At 37.4% G+C, this 25,840-nt stretch carries 20 protein-coding genes; 12 read left to right on the top strand and 8 right to left on the bottom strand.

Translation table 11 applies throughout. The features are described 5' to 3' along the window. Window positions 1-418 precede the first annotated feature (418 nt). The 3 genes from purB to dnaK all read left to right on the top strand — a co-directional run bounded on the left by purB (window position 419) and on the right by dnaK (window position 5,766). Window positions 419-1,762: an adenylosuccinate lyase gene (gene purB, locus ACE1EF_RS19225; protein ID WP_375722331.1), complete on the top strand. Its 1,344-nt coding sequence runs from the start codon at window positions 419-421 to the stop codon at window positions 1,760-1,762. A 23-nt stretch (window positions 1,763-1,785) separates the two neighbouring features. Further along, on the top strand, window positions 1,786-3,621 hold the full coding sequence (locus ACE1EF_RS19220) for an ABC transporter ATP-binding protein (RefSeq protein WP_375722330.1): 1,836 nt from the start codon (window positions 1,786-1,788) through the stop codon (window positions 3,619-3,621). 222 nt (window positions 3,622-3,843) lie between these two features. Continuing rightward, on the top strand, window positions 3,844-5,766 hold the full coding sequence (gene dnaK, locus ACE1EF_RS19215; protein ID WP_375722329.1) for a molecular chaperone DnaK: 1,923 nt from the start codon (window positions 3,844-3,846) through the stop codon (window positions 5,764-5,766). 116 nt (window positions 5,767-5,882) lie between these two features. On the opposite strand, the gene ACE1EF_RS19210 is transcribed toward dnaK, so the two are convergent. The 3 genes from ACE1EF_RS19210 to ACE1EF_RS19200 all read right to left on the bottom strand — a co-directional run bounded on the left by ACE1EF_RS19210 (window position 5,883) and on the right by ACE1EF_RS19200 (window position 9,103). Next, window positions 5,883-6,221 (bottom strand): carboxypeptidase-like regulatory domain-containing protein, encoded by a 339-nt coding sequence (locus ACE1EF_RS19210; protein ID WP_375722328.1) that lies wholly within the window; start codon window positions 6,219-6,221, stop codon window positions 5,883-5,885. A gap of 137 nt (window positions 6,222-6,358) precedes the next feature. Continuing rightward, window positions 6,359-7,000 carry a chalcone isomerase family protein gene (locus ACE1EF_RS19205; protein ID WP_375722327.1) on the bottom strand — a complete coding sequence of 214 codons (642 nt, stop codon included), beginning with the start codon at window positions 6,998-7,000 and terminating at the stop codon, window positions 6,359-6,361. 198 nt (window positions 7,001-7,198) lie between these two features. Further along, the gene (locus ACE1EF_RS19200) at window positions 7,199-9,103 is read right to left on the bottom strand and encodes an AMP-dependent synthetase/ligase (RefSeq protein WP_375722326.1); all 1,905 of its coding nucleotides are present in this window, start codon (window positions 9,101-9,103) and stop codon (window positions 7,199-7,201) included. 145 nt (window positions 9,104-9,248) lie between these two features. Between ACE1EF_RS19200 and ACE1EF_RS19195 the strand changes: the two genes are divergently transcribed. From ACE1EF_RS19195 to ACE1EF_RS19165, 7 genes are all read left to right on the top strand, one after another. Then, complete coding sequence (locus ACE1EF_RS19195) at window positions 9,249-10,598, top strand: UDP-glucose dehydrogenase family protein (RefSeq protein WP_375722325.1); 1,350 nt, start codon at window positions 9,249-9,251, stop codon at window positions 10,596-10,598. 99 nt (window positions 10,599-10,697) lie between these two features. Next, entirely contained in the window at window positions 10,698-11,585 is an 888-nt protein-coding gene (gene rfbA / locus ACE1EF_RS19190) for a glucose-1-phosphate thymidylyltransferase RfbA (RefSeq protein ID WP_375722324.1), read from the top strand. Further along, window positions 11,585-12,133, top strand: a complete 549-nt coding sequence (gene rfbC / locus ACE1EF_RS19185; protein WP_375722323.1) for a dTDP-4-dehydrorhamnose 3,5-epimerase — start codon at window positions 11,585-11,587, stop codon at window positions 12,131-12,133. Before rfbA ends, rfbC begins: the two co-directional genes overlap by 1 nt. A 13-nt stretch (window positions 12,134-12,146) precedes the next feature. Continuing rightward, a complete protein-coding gene (gene rfbD / locus ACE1EF_RS19180; protein ID WP_375722322.1) occupies window positions 12,147-13,016 on the top strand; it encodes a dTDP-4-dehydrorhamnose reductase in 870 nt (289 codons plus the stop codon). Between the two features lie 362 nt (window positions 13,017-13,378). After that, window positions 13,379-15,049: an asparagine synthase B gene (gene asnB / locus ACE1EF_RS19175; protein ID WP_375722321.1), complete on the top strand. Its 1,671-nt coding sequence runs from the start codon at window positions 13,379-13,381 to the stop codon at window positions 15,047-15,049. Window positions 15,050-15,185: 136 nt separating this feature from the next. Continuing rightward, complete coding sequence (locus ACE1EF_RS19170; RefSeq protein ID WP_375722320.1) at window positions 15,186-16,112, top strand: PhoH family protein; 927 nt, start codon at window positions 15,186-15,188, stop codon at window positions 16,110-16,112. Between the two features lie 3 nt (window positions 16,113-16,115). Then, entirely contained in the window at window positions 16,116-17,438 is a 1,323-nt protein-coding gene (locus tag ACE1EF_RS19165; protein WP_375722319.1) for an ABC transporter permease, read from the top strand. A 1-nt stretch (window position 17,439) separates the two neighbouring features. Here ACE1EF_RS19165 and ACE1EF_RS19160 read toward each other — a convergent pair whose 3' ends face one another. The 3 genes from ACE1EF_RS19160 to ACE1EF_RS19150 all read right to left on the bottom strand — a co-directional run bounded on the left by ACE1EF_RS19160 (window position 17,440) and on the right by ACE1EF_RS19150 (window position 19,256). Then, window positions 17,440-18,231, bottom strand: coding sequence for a PhzF family phenazine biosynthesis protein (locus ACE1EF_RS19160; RefSeq protein WP_375722318.1), 792 nt, complete (start codon window positions 18,229-18,231; stop codon window positions 17,440-17,442). Then, window positions 18,228-18,623, bottom strand: coding sequence for a hypothetical protein (locus tag ACE1EF_RS19155; RefSeq protein ID WP_375722317.1), 396 nt, complete (start codon window positions 18,621-18,623; stop codon window positions 18,228-18,230). Before ACE1EF_RS19155 ends, ACE1EF_RS19160 begins: the two co-directional genes overlap by 4 nt. Window positions 18,624-18,749: 126 nt before the next feature. After that, window positions 18,750-19,256, bottom strand: coding sequence for a ferritin (locus ACE1EF_RS19150; protein ID WP_375722316.1), 507 nt, complete (start codon window positions 19,254-19,256; stop codon window positions 18,750-18,752). Between the two features lie 225 nt (window positions 19,257-19,481). On the opposite strand from ACE1EF_RS19150, the gene ACE1EF_RS19145 reads away from it, so the two are divergent. Continuing rightward, the gene (locus tag ACE1EF_RS19145) at window positions 19,482-21,935 is read left to right on the top strand and encodes a DUF5686 and carboxypeptidase-like regulatory domain-containing protein (protein ID WP_375722315.1); all 2,454 of its coding nucleotides are present in this window, start codon (window positions 19,482-19,484) and stop codon (window positions 21,933-21,935) included. An 8-nt stretch (window positions 21,936-21,943) separates the two neighbouring features. Here ACE1EF_RS19145 and ACE1EF_RS19140 read toward each other — a convergent pair whose 3' ends face one another. Further along, a complete protein-coding gene (locus tag ACE1EF_RS19140; RefSeq protein WP_375722314.1) occupies window positions 21,944-23,755 on the bottom strand; it encodes a diflavin oxidoreductase in 1,812 nt (603 codons plus the stop codon). A gap of 156 nt (window positions 23,756-23,911) precedes the next feature. Beyond that, on the bottom strand, window positions 23,912-24,286 hold the full coding sequence (locus ACE1EF_RS19135) for a VOC family protein (RefSeq protein WP_375722313.1): 375 nt from the start codon (window positions 24,284-24,286) through the stop codon (window positions 23,912-23,914). A 99-nt stretch (window positions 24,287-24,385) separates the two neighbouring features. On the opposite strand from ACE1EF_RS19135, the gene ACE1EF_RS19130 reads away from it, so the two are divergent. Continuing rightward, window positions 24,386-25,837, top strand: a complete 1,452-nt coding sequence (locus ACE1EF_RS19130) for a T9SS type A sorting domain-containing protein (protein WP_375722312.1) — start codon at window positions 24,386-24,388, stop codon at window positions 25,835-25,837. The last annotated feature ends 3 nt before the right edge of the window (window positions 25,838-25,840 follow it).

Below are 25,840 nucleotides of genomic sequence, written 5' to 3'. Positions count from 1 at the left end.
CATCTATTCCAGGGCCTCTACCCCTTCCAAAAGCGGCTGCAAAGAAAGCAATCTTTATCCCTATTATCCAAACTTTTCCCAATCTTTTTTTTTCACCAATCCAAACCCTTTTCTTAACTGCCTGTAATTGTGTTGTATAACATATAAAATAATTTTCTATGTTTTTCATTTCCGCAGAAAAAGAGGATTGATAAATTCAAATCAGAGATAAAATGAACTATGCGTCATAGAAATGACACACCATTAATAACACTTAATAAAACTGAGTTGTTTAGCAGCACACATGTTAAAAACCTGAAAATATTTAAATCCATATGTTCTGAATCTATATTAAGGTACTTAAATAGCTGTAATCCCTTCACTATTTTAAAAACACAATATTTGTGATATTTTTGCAGTTCAATTAAATAAACCAAAAATGACGCTATCAGATTTAACAGCAGTATCCCCTATTGACGGCAGATATCACAGTAAAACGAAAGAGCTGACAGATTACTTTTCAGAATTTGCACTGATTAAATACAGGGTGGAAGTTGAAATACGATACTTTATTGCTTTATATGAACTCCCACTGCCACAGCTATCAGATATATTGCCAGAAGATATTGCATCCTTGAAAAATATTATCTCCAATTTTTCACTCGAAAATGCACAGCGCATAAAAGATATTGAAAGCATTACAAACCATGATGTTAAGGCGGTAGAATACTTTATAAAGGAAGAGTTTGATAAAACAGGGCTCAGCCGCTACAAAGAATTTATCCATTTTGGTCTTACATCTCAGGACATTAATAATACAGCTGTACCACTATCCGTAAAAGAAGCATTCAATGATGTTTACTATCCCCTTCTATCTGAAGTCATAAATGTACTTGCTGATGATGGAGAGAAATGGAAAGACATTCCAATGCTTGCAAAAACGCATGGTCAACCTGCATCACCAACAAAACTGGGAAAGGAACTTATGGTATTTGTTTACAGGCTTGAACGTCAGGTAGAGCATTTTAATCAAATACCTTTTACTGCCAAATTTGGAGGGGCTACCGGGAACTTTAATGCACATAAAGTATCTTTTCCTGAGATCAACTGGACAGGATTTGGAAATAAATTTGTTTCAGAATCTCTGGGACTGAAAAGGGAACAGTATACGACACAGATTTCAAACTATGATGAGCTTGGAGCATTTATGGATAACCTGAAGCGCATCAATACCATTCTTATCGATTTGTGCAGGGATATATGGACTTATATTTCCATGGACTATTTCAAACAAAAAATTAAAAAGGGAGAAATCGGTTCGTCGGCTATGCCCCATAAAGTAAATCCGATTGATTTTGAAAATGCAGAAGGAAACCTGGGAATTGCAAATGCTATTCTGGATCATTTAACATTAAAACTACCTATTTCCAGATTGCAGCGCGATCTTACCGACTCAACTGTATTACGAAACATTGGCGTGCCATTTGGTCATACCTTAATCGCATTTAAGTCTTTATTAAAGGGATTAGGTAAATTGCTTCTGAATGAAGCCGCATTGAGGGCAGACCTTGATAAAAACTGGGCTGTAGTTGCAGAAGCAATTCAAACAATTTTGCGAAGTATTGGTTATCCTAATCCATATGAGGCACTTAAGGATTTAACAAGAACAAACAGTGTAATAAATGAGCAAAGCATTCATACCTTTATTGATTCACTTGAAATTGAACCTGAATTGAAAATAAAGATGAAAGCAATCACTCCTTTTAATTATACCGGTATTTAATCTGGTCAACCTACTGAAAATATATGAGAGATTTTTTAAGAATCTTACGACGTTTTATACCACCCTATAAAACCAATTTAGTACTTAATATTGTACTCACCATCCTGAGCACATTTGCAGGATTATTCTCATTTTATATGATGAAGCCAATTCTGGAGATTTTGTTTGGCATAAGTGAGGTAAGTTATGTACACAAGGCCATTTCTTTTGAAAGTTTTCAGGCATTTACCAAAGCAGTTGAAAATAACTTTTACTACTTTATCAGTAATATGATTGAAGTAAAGGGTAAAAGTTATGCACTGGGTTTAATCGGCATTTTACTTATTACATTTACACTTCTCAAAACAGGACTTGCATATCTTGCTGCGTATACAATAATACCTATGCGTGCAGGTGTGGCAAGAGATATTCGGGATTTGATTTACAAAAAAATTATTAACCTGCCCATTGGATTCTTTAGTGAAAAGAAAAAGGGTGACATAATGTCCCGAATGTCGAGCGACGTTCAGGAGGTTGAAAATTCAATTTTCAATTCCATAGAGATCATGTTCAAAAACCCGATTATCATTTTGATCTATTTGGGGGCTATGGTCATCATGAGCTGGAAGCTCACCATATTTGTCTTTGTATTGCTGCCAATCAGCGGATCAATTATTGGTCGTATTGGAAAAACGCTAAAGAGGACCAGTAACAAAGGCCAGATCCAGTTGGGGGTTATCCTGTCCAATATTGAAGAAACGTTATCCGGCCTTAGAATAATAAAAGCATTTAATGCAGAATCAAAAAGCAAAAAAGGGTTCAGGGAAAATGTTAATAAACATTTCAGAATTCAGAAACGTCTGATGCGAAAACGACAACTTGCCCATCCGGTAAGTGAACTTCTTGGAACGATGGTAATCATCATCGTACTATGGTATGGTGGCAAACTCATACTATCCAATACGGGCTCACTGGAAGCTTCAGAATTCCTTGTTTATCTGGCTATATTTTACAGTATTATAAATCCGGCCAAGGCCTTTTCCACAGGATTATATTCCATTCAGAAAGGCCTGGCCAGCATGGAAAGAATTGATGAGATTCTGAATACAGATGTACATATTATTGACAAAGAGAATGCTGAAGAACTCACCGGTTTTCATGATAAAATTGAATACCGGAATGTCAGGTTCAGATACGAGAAAGATTTAGTTTTAAATGATGTGAGTATTGCCATACCTAAAGGTAAAACAGTAGCTCTGGTTGGTCAGTCAGGTTCAGGAAAAACCACGTTGGTCGACCTGCTTCCCCGCTTCTATGATGTAACAGACGGTGGTATTTACGTTGATGGACACAACATTAAGGATGTTAAGGTAAAATCATTAAGACATCTTATGGGCAACGTAAACCAGGATCCTATTCTATTTAATGATACGTTTTTTAATAATATTGCATTCGGACTTGATGATGCCAGTGAAGAAGATGTGATTGCTGCAGCTAAAGTAGCCAATGCCCATGATTTTATTATGGAGACTGAAAATGGCTATCACACGAATATAGGTGACAGAGGAAGTAAGCTTTCAGGAGGACAGCGCCAACGGATCAGTATTGCACGTGCTGTACTTGCCAACCCTCCCGTTCTCATACTTGATGAAGCAACTTCTGCCCTTGATACAGAATCGGAGCGATTAGTTCAGGATGCACTGGAAAAACTGATGAAAAACAGGACTACAATTGTCATAGCACACCGATTATCTACTGTGCGAAACGCTGATGAAATTTGTGTTATGCATGAAGGTAAAATTGCAGAACGGGGAAAACATGAGGACCTGATCAAAATAAACGGTATTTATAAAAAACTGCATGACATGCAAATGTTCTGATTCGACGATTTGTTTGAAGCCAATTACAATGTCATATATGTTTCCCAAGTTGTCATGCCTTACTGAATTTTAAAAACAAAATTGACAATTTGACGCATTTTAATGAAGCCATAATTGCATCTATGACATATTTTCAAGCTTAAAATCCACTTCCTTTTTTTGGCATAACATTTGACCTGATAGTGGCGTAAATTTGAATATTAACCACTAAAAAAATAAAAAATGGGAAAGATTATAGGAATCGACCTTGGAACAACAAACTCATGTGTTTCTGTAATGGAAGGAAATGAGCCGGTTGTAATCCCAAACAGTGAAGGAAAAAGAACAACACCATCAATGGTAGCTTTTGTTGAAAATTCCGAGCGCAAAGTTGGGGATCCGGCAAAACGTCAGGCCATTACAAATCCACAAAAGACTATCGCATCAATTAAACGTTTCATGGGTGAAACTTATGACAACGTTACAAAAGAAATTAAACGATCATCTTACAAGGTTGTAAAAGGAGAAAACAATACACCACGTGTAGATATTGACGGAAGAATGTATTCTCCACAGGAAATTTCTGCTATTATTCTGCAGAAAATGAAAAAAACGGCAGAGGATTATCTGGGTCAGGAAGTTACAGATGCAGTTATAACTGTTCCGGCATATTTTAGCGACTCACAACGTCAGGCGACTAAAGAGGCAGGCGAAATTGCGGGTTTAAATGTACGCAGGATTGTAAATGAACCTACAGCTGCTTCTTTGGCATACGGCCTTGACAAACAGGACAAAGATATGAAAATTGCAGTGTTCGACCTTGGAGGTGGTACATTCGATATTTCAATTCTGGAACTTGGCGATGGCGTTTTTGAAGTTAAATCAACAGACGGTGACACGCATCTTGGTGGTGATGACTTCGACCAGGTGATCATTGACTGGCTGGCATCGGAGTTCAAAGCAGAAGAAGGAATTGATTTACGTGAGGATCCGATGGCTTTACAACGTCTGAAAGAAGCTGCTGAAAAAGCAAAAATTGAGCTGTCAAGTTCAACGCAAACAGAAATCAACCTGCCATATATTATGCCGGTAAACGGTATACCAAAGCACCTGGTAAGAAGTCTTTCCAGAGCTAAATTTGAACAGCTATCAGATTCTTTGATCCAGGCCACAGTTGATCCATGTAAAAAAGCATTAAAGAACGCCGGGTTATCTGCCTCGGATATTGATGAAGTTATTCTGGTTGGTGGTTCAACCCGTATTCCGGCAGTTCAGGCCAAAGTAAAAGAATTGTTTGGAAAAGAGCCGTCAAAAGGCGTTAATCCGGACGAGGTTGTTGCTGTTGGTGCTGCAATTCAGGGAGGTGTTTTGACCGGAGAAGTAAAAGACGTACTTCTTTTGGATGTAACACCATTATCTCTTGGTATAGAAACAATGGGTAGTGTAATGACTAAACTTATTGAAGCCAATACTACTATTCCAACCAAGAAGACCGAAACATTCACAACCGCAGCAGACAATCAGCCTTCGGTTGAGATTCATGTATTGCAGGGGGAACGTGCTATGGCAAGAGATAATAAAACGATTGGACGTTTTCACCTGGATGGCATTCCACCAGCCCCACGTGGTGTACCTCAGGTTGAGGTTACATTCGATATTGATGCCAATGGTATCCTGAATGTTTCTGCTAAAGATAAAGGTACCGGCAAAGAACAGAGTATTCGTATTGAAGCTTCTTCTGGTCTTTCGGACGAAGAAATAAGACGGATGAAAGATGAAGCCTCTGCAAATGCTGATGCCGATAAAAAAGAAAAAGAACGCATTGACAAACTTAATGCTGCCGACAGTATGATTTTCCAGACAGAGAAACAGCTTAAAGAATTCGGAGATAAGTTGCCTGCAGATAAAAAGCAACCTATTGAAGATGCACTAAACAAGCTAAAAGAAGCTCATAAGTCTCAGGATATTGAAGCCATTGATTCTGCCATGAATGAATTGAATACAGTATTCCAGGCTGCATCGCAGGAAATGTACAATGCAAGTCAGGCTCAGGGTGCACAGGGACAGGCTAATCCCGGAGCTGATCAGCAAACTTCAGGCAACAGCCAGAAAGGTGGTGATAATGACGATGAAGTAACCGATGTTGACTTTGAAGAAGTTAAATAAGGTTTACAATAATGAACTAAAACAAAATGGGTTGGTATTAGTTTACCAACCCATTTTTTATGCCATAAAAAAAGGTGACCATTGAGATCACCATTAAAATGTATTTTGAAAGCCCTTTAGTTTTGAGCAAATCCTGTATTATCCTCGAGAGTAACCTCAAGATAAATCTTTTTATTCTTTTTAATCTTCAATTCTTTCTTAACCGGCTTATACCCTGCAAATGAAAAAGTCACAGTGTATTTACCTTCTGGAAGATCAAGTTCAAAATCGCCTGTTTTTTCGGAAAAAGTACCTATCGTAGTCCCTTTACACTGAATACTGGCCAAGGATAATGGGATCTTGTATCCTCTTACATTTTCGTAAACAACACCTGATATATTGGATTTTTCCTGTTTGTTTGAACCCAGAACGGTCACTGAGAATAAAATAAAGAATAATAAAATTGTTGTCTTCATGCATTACATTTTGATGCTACAAAGAAATACCATGGACATTACAACCTTTCAACACATATATTTCAATCATATTAAATTAATATGACAAAAAAAGCCGTCAGAATATGACGGCTCTATAATATTATGTATCAGTTTTACTATTCATCCAGCATGGCCATTCTGCTTTTGGCTAATGATACTGCTTCACCGTTTGGAAATTGTTCCAGATATGTATTGTATGCCTCCATTGTATCCTGGCTTTTTGCCTTTTGCCATGAAACGATATCAATCGTTTTACTGGCTTTTGCTGCAAATCTTCCATTCGGATAAGATGACAGATATGCATTGAGTCCTTCAAGATTAAAGTTACCAACAGCATTGTCGTAAGCAGAAATAAAGACTTCTTTTTCAAGCACATCCTTCACGAGAACTGCATTTTTACCCTCAGGATAGTTGGCAAGATACAATTCACATTTCTTTACGGAAGGTGAATTATCAATTAACTTTTTGAATTTCTTTTCAGATGGAATAAGAACGATATCTTTATATACATCTACCCCATCCAGTTGCGTATGTTGACTAACACCTTTATATTTAATACTAAGCAATGCATCCGGAGCAGCTGTAATTTCAAAATACCCGTTCACATCTGTTTTTACCAGCTCGCCGTTAACGGTATTCTCAACTTTTGCATTTTTAACCGGTTCATCAACGAAATACACAACACCTGAAACCTTTTGTGCAAAACTGTATGCAGAAAAGATTAATAATAATCCTAATACTACCTGTAACTTTTTCATGACAATCATTTTTAAATTTTCAATCACCAAATAATCCGGTCGACCGGAATTCTTGTTTCATTGTTGTTTCGTTGCTTTTTCAAAAATATTGCATGTATATTACAGGAGTATTACAAACATGTTTCAATAGTCTATTTATAACCTTTTTAGACTGAATAACAGCTTTAAATTTACAATACAGAGCTCAAGCACTAAATATTATCCTAAAAATTTCTCCATATGATCTAAATTAACGGAATTAATTATATTTTTTGCTTCAGGAGTATAAAGGTATTTCAATTCATTTCCAAAATGCTCATTGATCTTAGCTCTGACGATTTTCATTGTGCTGTTCATGAGTTTATTCTCTTCATTAAATGATTCAGATAACACACCGATGGACGTCGGTAACCAGCGCGAAGGGAACATATTTTGCATAGAACCTCCCGGCTTAAACTTATCTACTTCACTTTGCAGGAGTTTTAATGCCTCTTTTCTCCCTTCGATGTTTTTTGGATCCAGTGATCTATCTTTTAAATATGCCAGCACCATCTGCTTATTTGGTACAAGAAACATTACAGTGTAGGGATCCTGATTATTATGAAGCATTGCCTGATCAATGAATTGAGAATGATCAGTAATGGCTTCTTCTATCCCCTCCGGACTATATTTTTCACCATCACTACTTATTAACAGACTTTTAAACCTTCCAAAAACATAAAGAAATCCATCATTATCCATATAACCCAGGTCACCGGTATGCAACCATCCGTTCTTAAGTGTTTCTGCTGTAGCAGTCGGGTTATTCCAATATCCCAACATCACATTATCTCCTTTTACCAATATTTCCCCTTTCTTATGATTCGGAAGTTCGCGTCCCTCATCATCCACAATCCTGAGCTCCATATTTTTAACTAAGTACCCTGATGATCCCAACTTATGTCTGAACATAGAGTTTGCTGAAATAATCGGAGAAGCTTCACTTAAACCATATCCCTGCAACATGGGTATTCCAAGAGCATAGAAAAAACGCTGTAATTCAATATCCAAAAGGGCGCCACCACCAATAAAAAACTCGAGATTTCCACCAAACCCTTCACGAACCTTGGAAAATACAATCTTGTCAAATAAATTCACTAATGGTTTTAGTAACATTCTGGCACCTCTACCTTTATCAAATCCCAAACCATTGTAAGCGTATGCGGTTTTGAGTCCGGTTTGAAAAAGAGATGTAACAACCTTTCCTTTTGCTTTTATTCCAGATTCTATATTCTTTCTGAAATTCTTGGCCAGTGCCGGAACACTCATCATGATATGTGGCTTTATTTCATTAATGTTTTTCGATACATTTTTTAGTGTTTCCAGCTGCGTCTTACCGGTCTGAACCGACGCTATACTGGCACCGAAATACATAAAAGCATACAAACAGGCTGTATGGGCAAAAGCATGATCCCAAGGTAAAATTGCCAGGGTTCGGTGCGTTTCCGGAATGGACATCAAGGTTGACGCCTGTTCAACGTTCGCTGCATAATTAAGCTGAGACAACATAATTCCTTTGGGATCAGCAGTTGTTCCTGATGTATAGGAAATATTTGCAACATCCTGAGGCTTTATTGAATCTCTTATTGCAACAAACTCTTTTTCATGATTTTTCAGATAACTTTTACCTTTTGTAATTACATCGCCGATATATACCTCTTTTTCCTCAAGTGGAATACTATCAAAAACAATTATCAACTCCAGATCCGATAGTTTATCCTTAATTTCCCTTAGTTTACTGATCTGATGCCGGCTGGTTAGAATAAACTTACTACCGGAATGCTTAATTCTGAAAAACAGCTCATTTTCCGCATCAAGTTTTACAGAAAGCGGGACATTAACACCACCGGCATATAACACAGCAAGTTCTGAAATAAGCCAATAGTTACGTCCTTCGGACAACAAGGAAGCCCGGTCCCCTCTTTTAAATCCTGAAGCTATAAGTCCTCCGGCCAGCACATAAACTTCATTGTGTATTTCACGGTATGATTGAGAGACATATCCTTTACCCATATTTTCATGCAGGAAAGGATTACTTGCATACTTTTTCACGGAGGTTTCAAACAATTCAATGATTGTCTTCATGATATGATCAGATTTGGTTATTGATCAAAAATAATCAATAATTAGAAATATATTACGTGTTTTCACTCCTTAAAATAAAATAGGTTAAATAACATAATAATTTTAAATTTGCCTCTGAACTTAAAATTTTAATCTAAATAAAAATATGAAGGTTGCGGTAATTGGGACCGGATACGTGGGTTTGGTAACAGGAACCTGCTTATCTGAAACAGGCATTCAGGTTGCATGTATCGACATTGACAAAAATAAAATAGAACGGTTAAAACAGGGAATTATTCCGATCTACGAACCTGGCTTAGACCGGCTGGTTAAAAACAATTATGAAAAAGACCGTCTTCATTTTTCTACAAATCTTGCTGAAGGAATAAAAGATGCTGATGCCATATTTATTGCAGTAGGCACACCTCCTGGAGAAGACGGAAGTGCAGACTTAAGTTATGTCCTTGCTGTTGCAGGTGAAATCGGACAACATTTGAAGAATTATGCAGTTGTGGTTACCAAAAGCACTGTTCCGATTGGAACATCACTAAAGGTAAAGGCTGCTGTACAAAAGGAATTGGATGCAAGAAATTCAGACATCACATTTGATGTTGCATCGAATCCTGAGTTTTTAAAAGAGGGAAATGCTGTTGAGGATTTCCTGAAACCGGACAGAATAGTTTTGGGTGTCGAAAGTGAACAGGCAGTAAAAATATTAAAACGGGTTTATCATCCATTTATGCTTAGTGGACATCGCATCATAACCATGGATATTCCATCTGCGGAAATGACAAAATATGCGGCAAATGCTATGTTGGCTACAAAAATCAGTTTCATGAACGATATTGCGAATTTGTGTGAAATTGTTGGTGCAGATGTAAGCATGGTGCGTCAGGGAATTGCTGCGGATCCCAGAATAGGGAATAAATTTATCTACCCAGGAGTAGGTTTTGGAGGATCCTGCTTCCCGAAAGACGTAAAAGCTCTGATTAAAACTGCAAGTGAAAACAATTATTCGCTTGAAGTTCTAAAAGCGGTTGAAACCGTTAATAACAGACAAAAATTTATTATTGTCGATAAAATAAAATCATACTTCAAAGGTGACATTAAGGGGAAAAAAATTGCAATCTGGGGATTAGCGTTCAAACCAAATACCAATGACACACGTGAAGCACCGGCGTTCGTGATCATCAGGGAGCTATTAAAACTTGGTGCAGAAGTAGCAGCCTATGATCCGGTGGCAATAGAAGAAACAAAAAAAGAATTCGGTGATAAAATTACCTATGGTAAAGAATCGTACGATGTTCTTGTAGATGCTGATGCCATGGTTCTTGTTACAGAATGGAGCGAATTCCGGGTGTTGAATTACCCGGTGTTAAATAAATTGATGAATGGGAAAGTAATATTTGACGGTAGAAATATATATACACCTCAGGAAGTAATTGAACATGGTTTTGATTATTACAACATCGGAAGTCAACCCCTGTCGCGAATCCAAACTAAACAAAATTATTAAAATACAGGACATGTAAAAAGAAGAACTCCAACATTTTTTTGAGTTGTTCGTTATTAAAAGAGATTTAAATAATTTAGTAACCTAATAAACTAACTATTTATGAAAGGTATAATTCTTGCCGGTGGTTCAGGAACCAGGTTATATCCGATAACCAAATCCATATCCAAACAAATAATACCTGTTTATGATAAACCTATGATTTACTATCCGCTTTCGGTTTTGATGCTTGCAGGTATTCGTGAAGTTCTAATCATTTCTACACCGCATGATCTTCCGCTGTACAAGAATCTTTTTGGTGATGGATCTGATTATGGATTATCACTGGAATACGCGGAGCAACCATCACCGGATGGATTGGCACAGGCATTCATTATTGGAGAAGAGTTTATTGGCACTGACAGTGTTTGTTTGATTTTAGGTGACAACATATTTTATGGCTACAACTTCAGTGGCAAATTGCAGAATTCAGCAATTCTTGAAGATGGAGCTGTTGTTTTCGGTTATTATGTTCATGATCCTGAACGGTATGGGGTAGTTGAATTTGATGATGCAGGAAGCGTGCTCAGTATTGAAGAAAAACCGGAGAAACCAAAATCTCATTATGCTGTTACAGGACTTTATTTCTACAGCAACGATGTAGTTGAAAAAGCTAAAAACTTGAAGCCTTCAAAAAGAGGAGAACTGGAAATTACAGATTTAAACAAACTTTATCTGAACGAAGGCAGACTATCTGTTGAACTAATGGGACGTGGCATGACCTGGCTTGACACCGGCACCCACGATAGTTTGCTGCAAGCATCTAATTTTATTTCTACGATACAAAACAGACAGGGATTAATGGTTTCCTGTATTGAAGAAATTGCATATAAAAGAGGATTTATAAGCAAAGAAAAACTTATTGAACTTGCTAAACCATTAATAAAGAATCACTATGGCAAGTACTTAATGGATGTCGCTAATAACTATACTATAGAATCCAACAGATAATGGAAATTATAAAAACACCGATTCCGGATTTGCTAATAATTCAACCCAGAATATTTAAAGACGAAAGAGGCTACTTTTACGAATCATGGAATAAAAAGAGCTTTAATGCTGCTGGAATTGAGAATGAATTTGTTCAGGATAATGAATCACAATCATCCAAAGGTGTAGTGAGAGGGTTACACTATCAGCTTGCGCCCTATTCACAGGCAAAATTGGTGAGAGTTTTATCCGGTTCAGTATTGGATGTTGCTGTAGATTTAAGAAAAAACAGTCCAACATTTGGACAGTGGCACTCGGTTGAACTTACTGAAGAAAACAAACTCATGTTTTTTGTTCCAAGAGGTTTCGCTCATGGCTTTGCAGTCCTAAGTGATAAAGCTGTTTTTGCCTACAAATGTGATAATATTTATCATCCTGCAAGTGAAAGAGGCATACATCCCTTTGATAAAGCATTAGATATTGATTGGAAAACAGATCCCGTGAATGCAATACTTAGCCCTAAGGATAGCATTGCACCAGTTTTTTCTGATGCTGAATTTAATTTTTAAACATGTCTGAAATATGAAAATTCTTGTAACAGGTTCAAACGGACAACTTGGATCAGAACTAAAAAGCAGAGTAAAGGAATTTAAAAGTTGGAAGTTTGTTTTTACCGATGTTGAAGAGCTGGATATTACATCAGCAGAAGCAATAGAGACTTACATAAAGAAAAAAGGGCCATTTAATTACCTTGTCAATTGCGCTGCATACACAGCTGTTGATAAGGCCGAAGATGAATTTGAAAAAGCAAGTCTTTTAAATGCGTATGCTCCTGGTTATTTAGCTAAGGCATGTAAAAACCACGATATCAAACTGATTCATATTTCTACAGATTACGTTTTTGAGGGTAAAAACCATACTCCATACACTGAAAATGATGAAACCAGTCCCAATTCCGTTTATGGCAAAACCAAGTTAAACGGGGAGTTACAGGTTTTGATGAATAATTCCGAAAGCATCGTTTTGAGAACATCTTGGTTATATTCAAGGTTTGGACATAATTTTGTAAAGGTGATGCAAAAAATCGGTAGCGAACGTAATAAAATATCCGTTGTTTTTGATCAGATTGGAACGCCGACTCATGCATATGATCTGGCAGATATTATTTTAACCATTATTTCTCAGACTGAAGAAAAAAAAAGCAACTGGAAAAGCGGCATCTACCATTTTTCCAATGAAGGAGTTTGCAGTTGGTATGACTTTGCTATAGAAATAATGAAACTATGGAACATCGATTGCGATGTCGAACCCATTACTTCCGATATGTATCCTCAGAAGGCACCACGACCTTTTTACTCTGTGATGAATAAAGCTAAAATTAAACAGAATTATTCCATTAAAATTTCACATTGGAAAGACGCACTTCTTAAATATAAGAATCTGACAGAATAGACCTATCAAAATGTCAGATATCATATGGATTTTTAAATTTTTCGAAAAATATAAATTCCTACGGTCAGTAATACTAAAAACAGGGGGCACTGCCAAAATTAATTACAATTCAAATTGTGACCCCAGAAAAATCACACCCATTCAATTAAAATAGTTAGTTTTAATAAAGCACACCTGCTTAAGCGCAAGGGCAATGGTTTTATTCTACAATTATACAAAATCATTATAAATACACTTTTTGATATCATTATTCTATATTTAATACTTTTTTGTAAGAACATCGATGTATTTGAAAACTATTTGTATATATTTGCATCGGAGTACATGACAAAAGATATTAATTACAGAAAAGAATAAACATTATGTGTGGAATTGTTGGAGTGTTTGATGTAAAAGTTGAGGTGTCAGGCTTAAGACCTCAGGTTTTGGAAATGTCAAAAAAGATTCGTCACCGTGGACCCGACTGGTCAGGAATATATTGTGGAGATAAAGCGGTACTGGCACATGAACGCTTATCTATTGTTGATCCTCAGTCTGGAAAACAACCGTTGTTCTCGCCAGATAACAGGATAATACTGGCTGTTAACGGTGAAATTTATAATCACAAAGAGATCAGAAAACAATACGAAGGAAAGTATGATTTTCAGACGAACAGTGATTGCGAAGTTATCATTCCACTTTACCTTGATAAGGGAAAAGATTTCCTTGAAGATTTGAGTGGTATTTTTGCATTTGCATTATATGATTCTGAAAAAGATATTTATCTGGCAGCGAGGGATCAAATTGGTGTTATTCCCATGTACAGAGGTTGGGACAAATTTGGCAATTTCTATGTGGCATCTGAACTGAAAGCACTCGAAGGTTACTGCAATAATATAGAAGTTTTTCTTCCCGGACATCTCTTATACAGCCAGGACGGTAATGAATTTCAACGTTGGTACACCAGGGATTGGTTTGAATATGATAATGTAAAAGATAATCCAACTTCAATTGATGATTTAAGGGATGCCCTTGAAGCTGCAGTTCACAAACAATTAATGTCTGATGTACCTTATGGTGTTTTACTTTCCGGAGGTCTTGACTCTTCTGTCACTTCAGCGTTAGCCAAAAAGTTCAGCAGTACCAGGGTAGATACAGATGATAAGGAAGAAGCCTGGTGGCCAAGACTTCACTCTTTTGCTGTAGGATTGGAAGGATCTCCTGACCTTGAAGCAGCAAAAAAAGTGGCAGATCATATTGGAACTGTGCATCATGAGATAAACTTCACAATTCAGGAAGGGATTGATGCCATCAGGGATGTCGTATATCATCTTGAAACGTATGACGTGACAACGATCAGAGCAGCAACCCCAATGTATCTTCTGGCAAGAGTAATAAAATCAATGGGAATAAAAATGGTTTTGTCAGGAGAAGGTGCTGATGAAATATTTGGTGGCTATCTCTATTTTCATAAAGCACCAAATGCTAAAGAATTTCATGAAGAAACCATTCGGAAATTAAGTAAACTTCATCTTTATGACTGTCTAAGAGCAAATAAAGCTCTTGCTGCCTGGGGTGTTGAAGGCAGAGTTCCGTTTCTGGATAAAGAATTCCTGGATGTCGCTATGCGACTGAATCCACAGGATAAAATGATTACTCCTGAGAGAATGGAAAAATGGGTCATCAGGAAAGCATTTGAAGATTACCTTCCTTCAAGTGTAGCATGGCGTCAGAAAGAACAATTCTCCGATGGTGTTGGCTACAGCTGGATCGACAGTCTGAAAGAGATGGTGAACCAAAAGGTCTCTGATGAGGAAATGGCAACAGCTAAATATCGTTTTCCGATTAATCCTCCTATGAATAAAGAGGAGTATTACTACAGGACCATCTTTACCGAACATTTCCCATCTGATGCAGCAGCCAGATGTGTACCTTCGGTACCTTCAGTAGCCTGCAGTACAGCAGAAGCACTGGCATGGGATGAATCATTCAAAAACCTGGCTGATCCATCAGGACGTGCAGTAAAAAATGTGCATAAGGATGCTTACAAGTAAATCAACAACATCAATATACAAAGAGCCGTGTCTAATGTGTCACGGCTCTTTTATTTTATACCGATAATTAAAGCAACTTTACTTTTCATAAAGCATTGTATCCTTATTTTTATAAATTTGTGTTTCAATCAAATTTATGGAGCGAATCATAGTACTTGAAGATATTGACCCTGTAACTTTTTATGGTGCGAATAATGCAAACCTGGATATCATAAAAGCTTTATATCCGAAATTAAGAATTGTGGCCAGAGGAAGCATTATTAAAGCCAATGGCAGTGAAGAGGTAGTTGCGGAATTTGAAGAGAAAATTAATGATCTTATTAAGTATACTATCCAATATAATCAGCTGACGGAAAAGACTATACGGGAAATAATTCTAGAAAATAAAATATACGAAAGCATTCCTGCTGATGCTATTCTTTACAGTACAAGCGGACGTCCTATTGTTGCAAGAACACCCAATCAGAAGAAATTTGTTGATGCTTTTTACCATAACGACCTTCTTTTTGCAATCGGACCAGCCGGATCGGGGAAAACATATACTGCCATTGCCTTAGCCGCCAGAGCATTAAAAAATAAAGAAATAAGAAAAATTATTCTATCCCGCCCGGCGGTAGAAGCCGGCGAGAGACTTGGTTTTCTGCCCGGTGATCTCAAAGAAAAAATTGATCCATACCTTCAGCCTTTATACGATGCTCTGAAAGATATGATACCGGCAACAAAACTTAAAGAATATACAGAAAATGAAACGATACAGATTGCCCCTTTGGCTTACATGAGAGGTCGCACTCTGAATGATGCAATAGTTATACTGGATGAAGCCCAGAACACAACCCGAAATCAACTGAAAATGTTTCTGACCCGAATGGGCAGAAATGCTAAGTTTATTGTAACCGGTGACGTAACACAGATTGATTTACCCTCAAGACAGGACAGCGGTTTGGTTCAGGCTATGCAAATACTCAAGGATATTGAAGGAATTAAAAGAATTACATTTAATGCGAAAGATATAGTACGCCACAGATTGGTTCAAAAAATAGTGGAAGCTTACGAAAAAGAATAAATTATGAGCAAAACATCACTTATTATCCAAAGAGAATACCTGACCAGAGTAAAAAAGAAGTCTTTTATTATCATGACTTTTTTAACTCCGCTTTTGTTTGCTGCATTAGTATTAGTCCCGGTTATACTGAGCCAGACCATGAAAGATGAGTCACTTAAGGTTATTGCTGTTTCTGATCAAACCGGTTTATACAGCAATGTTTTACACGATCAGGATTATGTAAAATTTGAATATACCCAGAATAATATAAAAACCCTTGAATCAGAATTCAATAATAAAGGGTACTATGCCATTTTAAGTATTACTGCTGATCTTGAGAAACATCCGGATTCTATATTTATTTATTCAAATAAGCAGGTAAGTCTTGACATACAAGGGATGATAGGAAAAGATTTAAAAAATTACATACGGGAAGAAAAGAAAAAAGAATATAACATAGCGAATATTGATAATATCCTGGCAGATCTGAATAAAGGTGTAAATATAACATCCATTAAATGGGGAAAAGATGGAAAAGCCCGTGAATCATCCACAGAACTGGCAATGGTAATTGGCTATATTTCAGCATTTATTATTTACATGTTCATTTTTATGTATGGCGTACAGGTCATGCGTGGTGTAATCGAAGAAAAAACGAACAGGATTGTTGAAGTAATTGTCTCATCTGTTAAGCCCTTCCAGCTGATGATGGGTAAAGTTATAGGACTCGCTCTTGTTGCACTGACCCAGTTTTTACTGTGGGTAATTTTATCGGGAGTTTTGATTTCAGTAATAAGATTATTGATACTACCTGATATGCCCCATGATGGCAATACCCAGATGCAATTACTGAATGCAGCTCAGGAAATGCCGCAGGGTGCGGGTGCTGATGTTGTCAGGTTTATGAGTAAGATTTATTCGTTTAATCTCTATCAGATATTATCTTTCTTCATCGTTTACTTTATTGGTGGTTATCTCCTGTACGCAGCACTGTTTGCGGCTATAGGATCAGCTGTAGATAACGATACTGACACACAACAGTTTATGCTTCCGGTTACCATTCCTATGGTATTTGCCCTTTATGTTGCCATAAGCGCCATTAACAATCCGCATGGCCCTCTCGCGTTCTGGTGTTCATTAATTCCTTTTACTTCACCGATCGTTATGATGGTTCGAATTCCTTTTGAAGTACCATTATGGCAACTGCTGGTTTCTGTATCCCTGCTTATTCTAACATTTATCGGAATGATCTGGGTCGCAGCACGCATTTACAGAACGGGCATACTGATGTATGGTAAAAAAGTAAGCTACAAGGAAATTTTTAAATGGCTCAGGTATAAGGGGTAAGTCAAAGCATAATTTCTCCTTTCATATAGAGCACCGCTGATCCGGAGATTTTCACCCTTGTATCGGCAAGTTCAACTTCCAGATAGCCCTTTCTTGCAGATAGCTGTCTGGCTGTAAGCTTTGTTTTTCCGAGCTTATCAACCCAGTATGGTGTAAGTGTGGTATGTGCTGATCCTGTTACCGGATCTTCATCAATTCCTGACTGAGGCCCGAAAAACCTGGATACAAAATCTACATCGGTTCCGGGAGCGGTGCAAATTACGCCTCTTGCATCTACGGAGGCTACTGCATCCATATCAGGTTTCAGATTTATAATCTGCTTTTCGCTTTCAAATACAACAAGATAATCATCCTTACCTTTTAATACATTCAACGGTTCATAGCCAAAGGCATCAATCAAACCATAAGGCATAAATGTTTCCTCCGGACTGTCAGCAGGAAAATCAAGTTCAAACATGCCATTTTGTTTTTTCACGTAAAGATCTCCGCGATTTATTGTTTCAAAATGAATTTTTTCTCCTGAATAATTTAATTCATTATACAATACATAGGCTGAAGCCAAAGTGGCATGACCACAAAGATCCACTTCACAGGTAGGTGTAAACCATCTGATCTCAAAAACCCTGTCCTTCCTGACAATAAATGCTGTTTCAGGCTGATTATGCTCTGCTGCTACCTGTTGCAGTTTCGGGTCTGGCAACCATTTATCCAATACACATACCGATGCCGGATTTCCTCCGAAAACAGTTTTGGTAAATGCATCAACCTGATAAACCTTCAATTTCTGTATCATACGTATTCCTTTTTTATGGCAGCAATTAAATCCTGACGGGACATTGAAAATGTTTTTTCCCGTTCTTCAAGGTATTCCAGAATAAACAGTGCCCTTTCCAGCATCATGTTCGCTCTGTTTTTATCAAAATATCCATGCATCTCGAACAAGGTCTGTGCAAACAATTCCATATTCCTTATGTTAAAGGATTCCAGTTTTTCCAGAACCTGCACCATTTTACCGGGCTCCAGTTGCAACAGTTCATCAACAGAAAGATCAGTAAGGGATGTCAATTCATCCAGTTCATTGTTTATTTGAGCCACATCCTGTTTCTTCTGAAGTTTTCCAATTATGGCGAGAAGCAGTTCCCCAATTTTATGAATTTCCCTTAAAATATAATCCTCCTGCCTCATCTGTTAAAGATTAAGATTGTTACGAATACTTTGTTTTATCTAAGCAATTTACTAATTTTTACCGAGATAAACGGATAAAAAAAGAGGCCTTCTCAACTGAAGACCTCACTCGTTTTATTCTTTTTATCAGGCTTCAGCACCACCCGAATTTCTCATTCCCATGATATCTCTGTCAAAAAGATAAAGGTTACCATTATCGCCGATCAGATTCAGTCTGTCGAGAATGTTCGACACGGAGGCTTCTTCTTCAATCTGCTCATTTACAAACCACTGCACCCATTGATGCGTTGAAAAATCCTTTTCTTCGTTGCAGACAGCAACAATTTCGTTAATCGCTTCTGAAATGTACTGTTCATGCTCCATTGTTTGCTTAAACAGATCTGTCACATTTTTAAAAGCTGATGGAGGTTCTTCAATTGCAGGAATAACAGCCTTCCCCCCTCTCTCATTAATATAGCCAACAAACTTTAGCATGTGCATACGCTCCTCTCCTGACTGGGCATACATCCACTGTGCTATTCCGGGGTATCCATTACATTCGGCCCAGGAAGCCATTGCCAAATATAAATTAGATGAATATGCTTCTTTACCTATCTGATTCACTAAGATTTTTTCAACTTTTTCTTTTAACATATCTGAATATTTTATTGGGTTATAATTGGGAGTTTTCGTTGCTCAAATATAGTTAAAAAAGGCTGAGAAGGCAAGATAGAGAAGTTTATATTGTCTTAAACTTAAGTATTTTTAATACATTTACGTTATCGACATACCGAAAAAATACAATCGAGTTAAAATAAATCTAAAAGTCTACCGGCATTACTCCCTAATAAAAGTCAATATTTGTATCTTGACAACAAAATGAAATCACTGCTGTATTACATATCGTTGATGCTGTTACTGGTGACCGGATCCTTAAAGGGTCAAACCGTAATATCCGGAACTATTGTAGATACGAAACGTGAACCGGTTCCTTTCGCTAACATTGTTTTAAAAGGGACAACAGAAGGCACAACTTCTGATGAATACGGAAATTTCAGAATTACATCTTACCGGACGCTCGATACGCTATCCATTTCGGCTGTAGGCTATACGACCAGAGTCATTCCTATCAGGCCCTATACGGGACAACATGTAACCATTCCGCTACAGGAAAACGTCTATTCTTTAAATGAAGTGAGTGTTTTACCCGGTGAAAATCCGGCGCATCCAATTCTTAGAAACATCATTCAGAATAAATCCTTAAATGATCCGGATAACTTTCCTTCATGGCAAAGTAAAGTGTACAATAAACTTGAAGTCGATCTTAAAAATCTGGGCAAACCAAAGAAAAACAAGAAGTTTTGGGAGGATATGGAATTTGTGTTTGAGAACCTGGATACACTGCCGGATGACAGTGTGCCATACCTGCCTGTATTTATAACTGAATCCGTTTCAAAATACTACCATTCAAAAGAAGAAAATGCATCAAAGGAAGTAATCCTTGCAAACCGTTTATCGGGTGTCAGAACTAAAACAATTACCCAGTTCACCGGTAAATTTTACCAGGACTTCAATATCTACAAAAATTTCATAAATGTGGATAATATTGGCCTGATTTCTCCCATTAATGATCAGTGGAATTTATTTTACCGGTACTACCTGGCAGATAGCCTTAATTCAGGAGATTTAAAGCTGTATAAAATTGATTTCAAACCCCGCCTGGCTCATGAAGCTGCATTTGAAGGCTCTATGTGGGTTATAGATTCCCTTTTTGCGGTTTACAAAATTGATATGAGTATTTCAACCAAGGCCAACATCAATTTTTTAAATAAGCTGGAAATACGCAAAATGTATGTTTTAAAAGACAGCATGTGCATTCCGGAGAAGGAAGAAATTCTGGCCGATTTTAATGTGGAAGGAAACAATAAAAACAGAACAATAGGTATTATCGGTCGAAAAACCTCGGTATACCAGGATTTTGAATTCGCAGAACCGCCGGAAGATTTAATGGCCAGTCCGTTTCAGACAAAAGTTGAAAAAGATGCCCTCCACCATCCGCCGGAATACTGGACAAATGAAAGACCGGAGCGACTAAACATCAGGGAACAGGGCATCTATGATATGGTGGACTCTTTGCAGAACGTTCCTAAATTTAAATCCATAACAGAAATCGTGGAGACTATTATTTTCGGCTACAAGGATTTAGGCAAATTTGAAATTGGCCCTTACTTTTATATGTACAGCTATAATCCGATAGAAGGCAACAGAATAAGGCTTGGTGGTCGTACAACAAAAGAATTTAACGAAAAACTACGGCTGGATGGCTACATTGCATATGGCTTTAAAGACAATCACATGAAATACAGTGTGGGCGGGTATTATTATTTTAATAAACAGCCCATGAAAGTACTCAGTATGCATTTTGAACATGACAACCAGCTTCTTGGGAAAAGCCAGAATGCCTTTATGGAAGATAACTTTCTGTCATCGCTGATCAGCAGAAACCCGAATAATAAACTTACCCTGACTGACCAGCTGGATGTTCAGTATCAGCACGAATGGTTTACAGGTTTGAATACCACAGGTATTTTTAAATGGCAATATATTCGTCCGGGAAGGAATGTACCGTTTTACGAACCGGACAGTACAGAAGCAAAAGCATTGTATAATAAGGAAGTTGGTATCAATACACACATTGCCATCGGGGAAACCTTTATTCCGGGTGATTTTCAACGAATCAGCCTGGGAAGCAAACGCCCGATATTTAACGTGTATACCGGTATTGGCAGTGTCAGGCTGAATAAGACTGATTACATCTATGGCAGGATTCATCTTGACATATTTGACAAGCTTCCCATCAATCCTATTGGCTATACACTCTATTATTTGCAGGCGGGAACGGTTTTAGGTAGTGTTCCGTTTCCTTTATTGAAGCTTCATGAAGGTAACGAAACGCTGACCAATGATCTGTATGCTTTTAACCTGATGAATTATTATGAATTTGCAAGTGATAAGTATGCCAGTTTATTTATTGAGCATCATTTTCAGGGTTTCTTTCTGAATAAGATCCCCTTATTCCGGGCATTGAAATTAAGAGAAGTCGGTGGCTTTAAGATCCTTTACGGCGAACTCAGCGATACAAAACACCGTCAGATTCTTTTTCCAGACGGACTTACAGGCATTGGGAAAGAGCCTTACATGGAGGCATCTGCAGGTATTGAAAATATCTTTCAGCTTATTCGTATCGACTCCATCTGGCGGCTTAACTATCTGAATCACACTGACAACATCCCCGACTGGGGAATCCGGGTATCACTGCACATCCGCTTCTAACGGCTACTCTAGTAAACATCTTTCTGATACCTGTTATCTGATGCTAAACTGTTCAGATACTGTTTGGCCGTATTGATGTCCATTTTCCCCTCATTCCGCACAATATCAAGCAAGGCAAGATGAACATCAGTTGCCATCTTCTTTTTATCACCACAAACATAAATGCTGGCTCCTTTTTGTAGCCATTTCCAGACTTTCTCTGATTTCTGAAGCAAACGGTGCTGCACATATATTTTTTCATCCTGGTCGCGACTAAAAGCCAGATCCAGTTTCTGCAGATAGCCTTCAGCCTTTAGCTTGTTCCATTCATCACCGTATAAAAAATCAGTTTTTTCATGCTGATCCCCGAAAAACAACCAGGTACCTTTCTTTATACCGTCATGTTTTCTCTGCTGAATAAAGGCACGAAACGGTGCAATTCCGGTTCCTGGGCCTATCATAATAATCGGGATTGACTTATCCTCAGGCATTTTGAATTTCTTTTTATTCTGAACAAACACCGGAATTCTGTCCCCTTCTTTTACCCGGTCGACAACAAATGTTGATATTGCCCCTTCACGAATCCGTTCTTTTTTTTCAAACCGAACCGCAGCAACAGTTATATGAGCTTCACCGGGATGAGCATCAAAGCTTGAAGCGATGGAATACTTTCTTGGTGGCAGTTTTCTTAATACTGAAACGAGTTCCTGCGCGTTTAGTTTTGCCGGAAAATCAGTCAGCAAATCCAGCACATCACTTCCGTATAAATAATCTGCCAGTTGAACCGGATCATTGATTAAATCAGTCAACTCCTTAGAACCTGCAAACCTGTTATATCGATCCAGTATTACCGGATTGATCACCGTTATTTCAAGATAATTCCTCAATGCATGGTAAAGCGTAAACATCTGTTTATCCAATACAACTTCTTCATCCCTGCCGAAACTGAATTTATCCAGAATGGCTTCTACAAGCGACGGTGGATTGTCACCTACAATGCTTAATGTATCTCCGGGCTGGTATGTAAATCCGGAATCACGTATCGAGAGTTCAAAATGATAAACCTCCTTGTCTGAACCATCTCCATTTAAAAGTTTCTTTTTAAGAATCCTGGCGTAAAACGGATTATTCCGGTCATAAACACGTTTAAATGATGGCACTGTAAAACCGGCATTAGCCACTCCGTTTAAAACGGGTCCTCCCGCTGGTATGTCTGCTTTCTCAGGCCTAAGCACAACAGAAGTTCCTGAGAAATGATTGATAATCTGATCCATCCATTTCTGAGCCTCGGGCATAAATTCAGCGTCACACTTACGTACCGGCATAATAGGTTGAGCCTTTAATTTCTTTAACGCCTTATGAAAATCAACACCTGCCTGGCTAAAATTGGCATAGGTTGAATCACCTAATCCCAGCACGGCAAAGTGCAGACCGGGCATTTCAGGCGTATCCTTATCGCGTAAAAAATCAAGAAATCCCATTGCATTTGAAGGTGGTTCACCTTCACCATGGGTACTGACAATAATTATTAAGTTTTGGAGTAACGGCGTATTTCTATACTCAAATTTTTCCATCAGGGATATTTTCATATCCAAACCGTTATTTTTCGCTGACTGCAACAGTTTTTCAGAAATTACTTCACTGTTACCTGAGTGTGTTCCATAGAGTACCTGGATATTGGGCATGTCGGGTCTTTCTTTTTTTATTGTTTTTTTATCCTTTTCACTTTTACCTGCCAGGTAACCGCTGGTCCATAACAATTGTTCCTTTGTCATCCCTTCCACAAGCTGGTTCAACAGTTCCTGCTCCTCTTCATTCAGTAATCCAAATGTTTTCTTCATCCCATTGTATTATTATGTCAACTAAACCGGATAAAACAAAGTTTGTTTAATACAGCTTGAAATTATTTAGAAAGAAACTAAATTAAAAAGACGCAATAATAAATTAATGAACTTGCTGAAATCTTAAGACTATTGAACAAACCAGGTCGTAATTACTTAGGTAAATTTTCTGATTACAATCAAAAAACCATCCGGGTCTTTTATCATGACACCATTTTCCTGCCAGTATGGATTTACCGGAACTTCTGATGCGATATGGTTTTCCTCTATGGCTTTTATAATTCGCTGGTATTCCTGTTCTGAGTCCGGATAAAAAACCAAAAGATCATCGTGATCAGGAATGTGTTCAGGCTTTTGTTCTGAAGTTGTGAATTCCAGATGCCAGTCTGCTCCTGGCAATCCTAAAAATACACCATCATAGCCTTGGTGATCCTTAAATGAACCAATTACATCTAATCCCAGAATTTGTTGATAGAATTTGACAATTATATCTAATTGATCCGTGTGTCTTGCACATCTTAACCTCATCATAAGAAGAATAATAGATAACTGTATTAGAAAATTTTATACCTTTAAACTATTAAACGACCTGGAAAATCAATTTGTTTGCATCAGTTAAATTTAAACCGCATGAAATCTGTTAAAATTTTCACCATTTTTTTGACTTTGTGGATGTCAGCACTATCAGCACAGAATTACCAGACTGTTATCTCAAACCGCATTTCATACTTTGAAGGGGATTACGGATATATCAGTTGCATTAAAATTGATTCGACGAAATTTGACAGTGATTCAGTTTTATACCCGATGAAAAGCATCCGGCAGCTGGATTACGATTGTTTTACACCCTACGGTGACTCATGGATCGGAGGGAAAGTCATCGTTAAGGATAACGGAACCAATTTATTCTTTAACAAAAACCATGATACCATCCGCATCGAAACCCGGGCCAAACTTAACGACGAATGGACAGCCTTTTATATTCCTGATTCCTTAACGATAAAAGCTGCCATAACAAAACACGACACTTTGCATTTTATGGGACTTATTGACTCCGTAAAAACAATTGACTTTGTAGCTTATGATAAAAACATGAATCCGGCAGAATTAAATAAGATGAGTAGCTGGCAGATGAAAATCAGTAAAAGCTATGGTATTGTACAAACCTTTGATATGTTTTATTTCACTTTATCAGATGAGGAATATGGTTATTTTCAAACAGTTTCAGATTCATACAAATTAGCTGGACTTTCCAGCCCCAAAATTGGTGTTCAAAACCTATCCCGTTTTGATATTAATGATTTTGATGCTGGTAATGAACTTCATATTTTGGATGAATCATTTAATGAAGGTTCAGGCCATAGCTTTAAAATAATATACAATTATCTTGACAAAACAGTAGCATCAGATTCCATAACCTATTTAATTGAAAGACAGGAAAAACTTTATTACAAAAATTACAATGGAGAAAACTACACTTACATTCATGATACAATAACACAAATTATAAAACCAGATTCCACTTTTGACCGGTATCTGCCCAATGAACCAATTATTGATGACTGGAGTGCTAATTCATACCGAATGATTTCTGATAGTGTAAAAATTGACAACTCTTTTGTACCTGAAATATATAAGACAGAGGACAGCTGCTGGTCAAACTGTTGCTGGGATGGATGTAACCCAATGTATACGTATTACAAGGAACTGGGAGGACCATATTATTATTGTGATAATTTCTTTAGTATGGGATATGCACAGCGAAAACTGGTTTACTACAAAAAGGGAGATAAAGAATGGGGAACGCCATTGGAGATTACGGCAATTGATGAAAAACAAGTTGAAGACTTAATTAAGCTTTATCCTAACCCGGCATCAGACGTCATTACCATCGAAAGTAACAATGTAACGGAGAAGATTTTCTTTGAAATAACGGATTTAAACGGAAGACAAATAATTGAAAAAGAACTAAAATCAGATTCTGAAAAAATTGAACTAAACGATCTTGAACCGGGTATATATATCTATACCATTCGCAGTTCAAATACCATTTATAAAACCGATAAACTGATCAAAAAGTAAATT

The organism is Quyinboa sediminis, from assembly GCF_042219855.1.
In the GTDB taxonomy this organism is placed as follows: Bacteria; Bacteroidota; Bacteroidia; order Bacteroidales; family UBA5342; genus JBHJHP01.
This window is presented reverse-complemented; position numbering and strand designations above follow the sequence as displayed.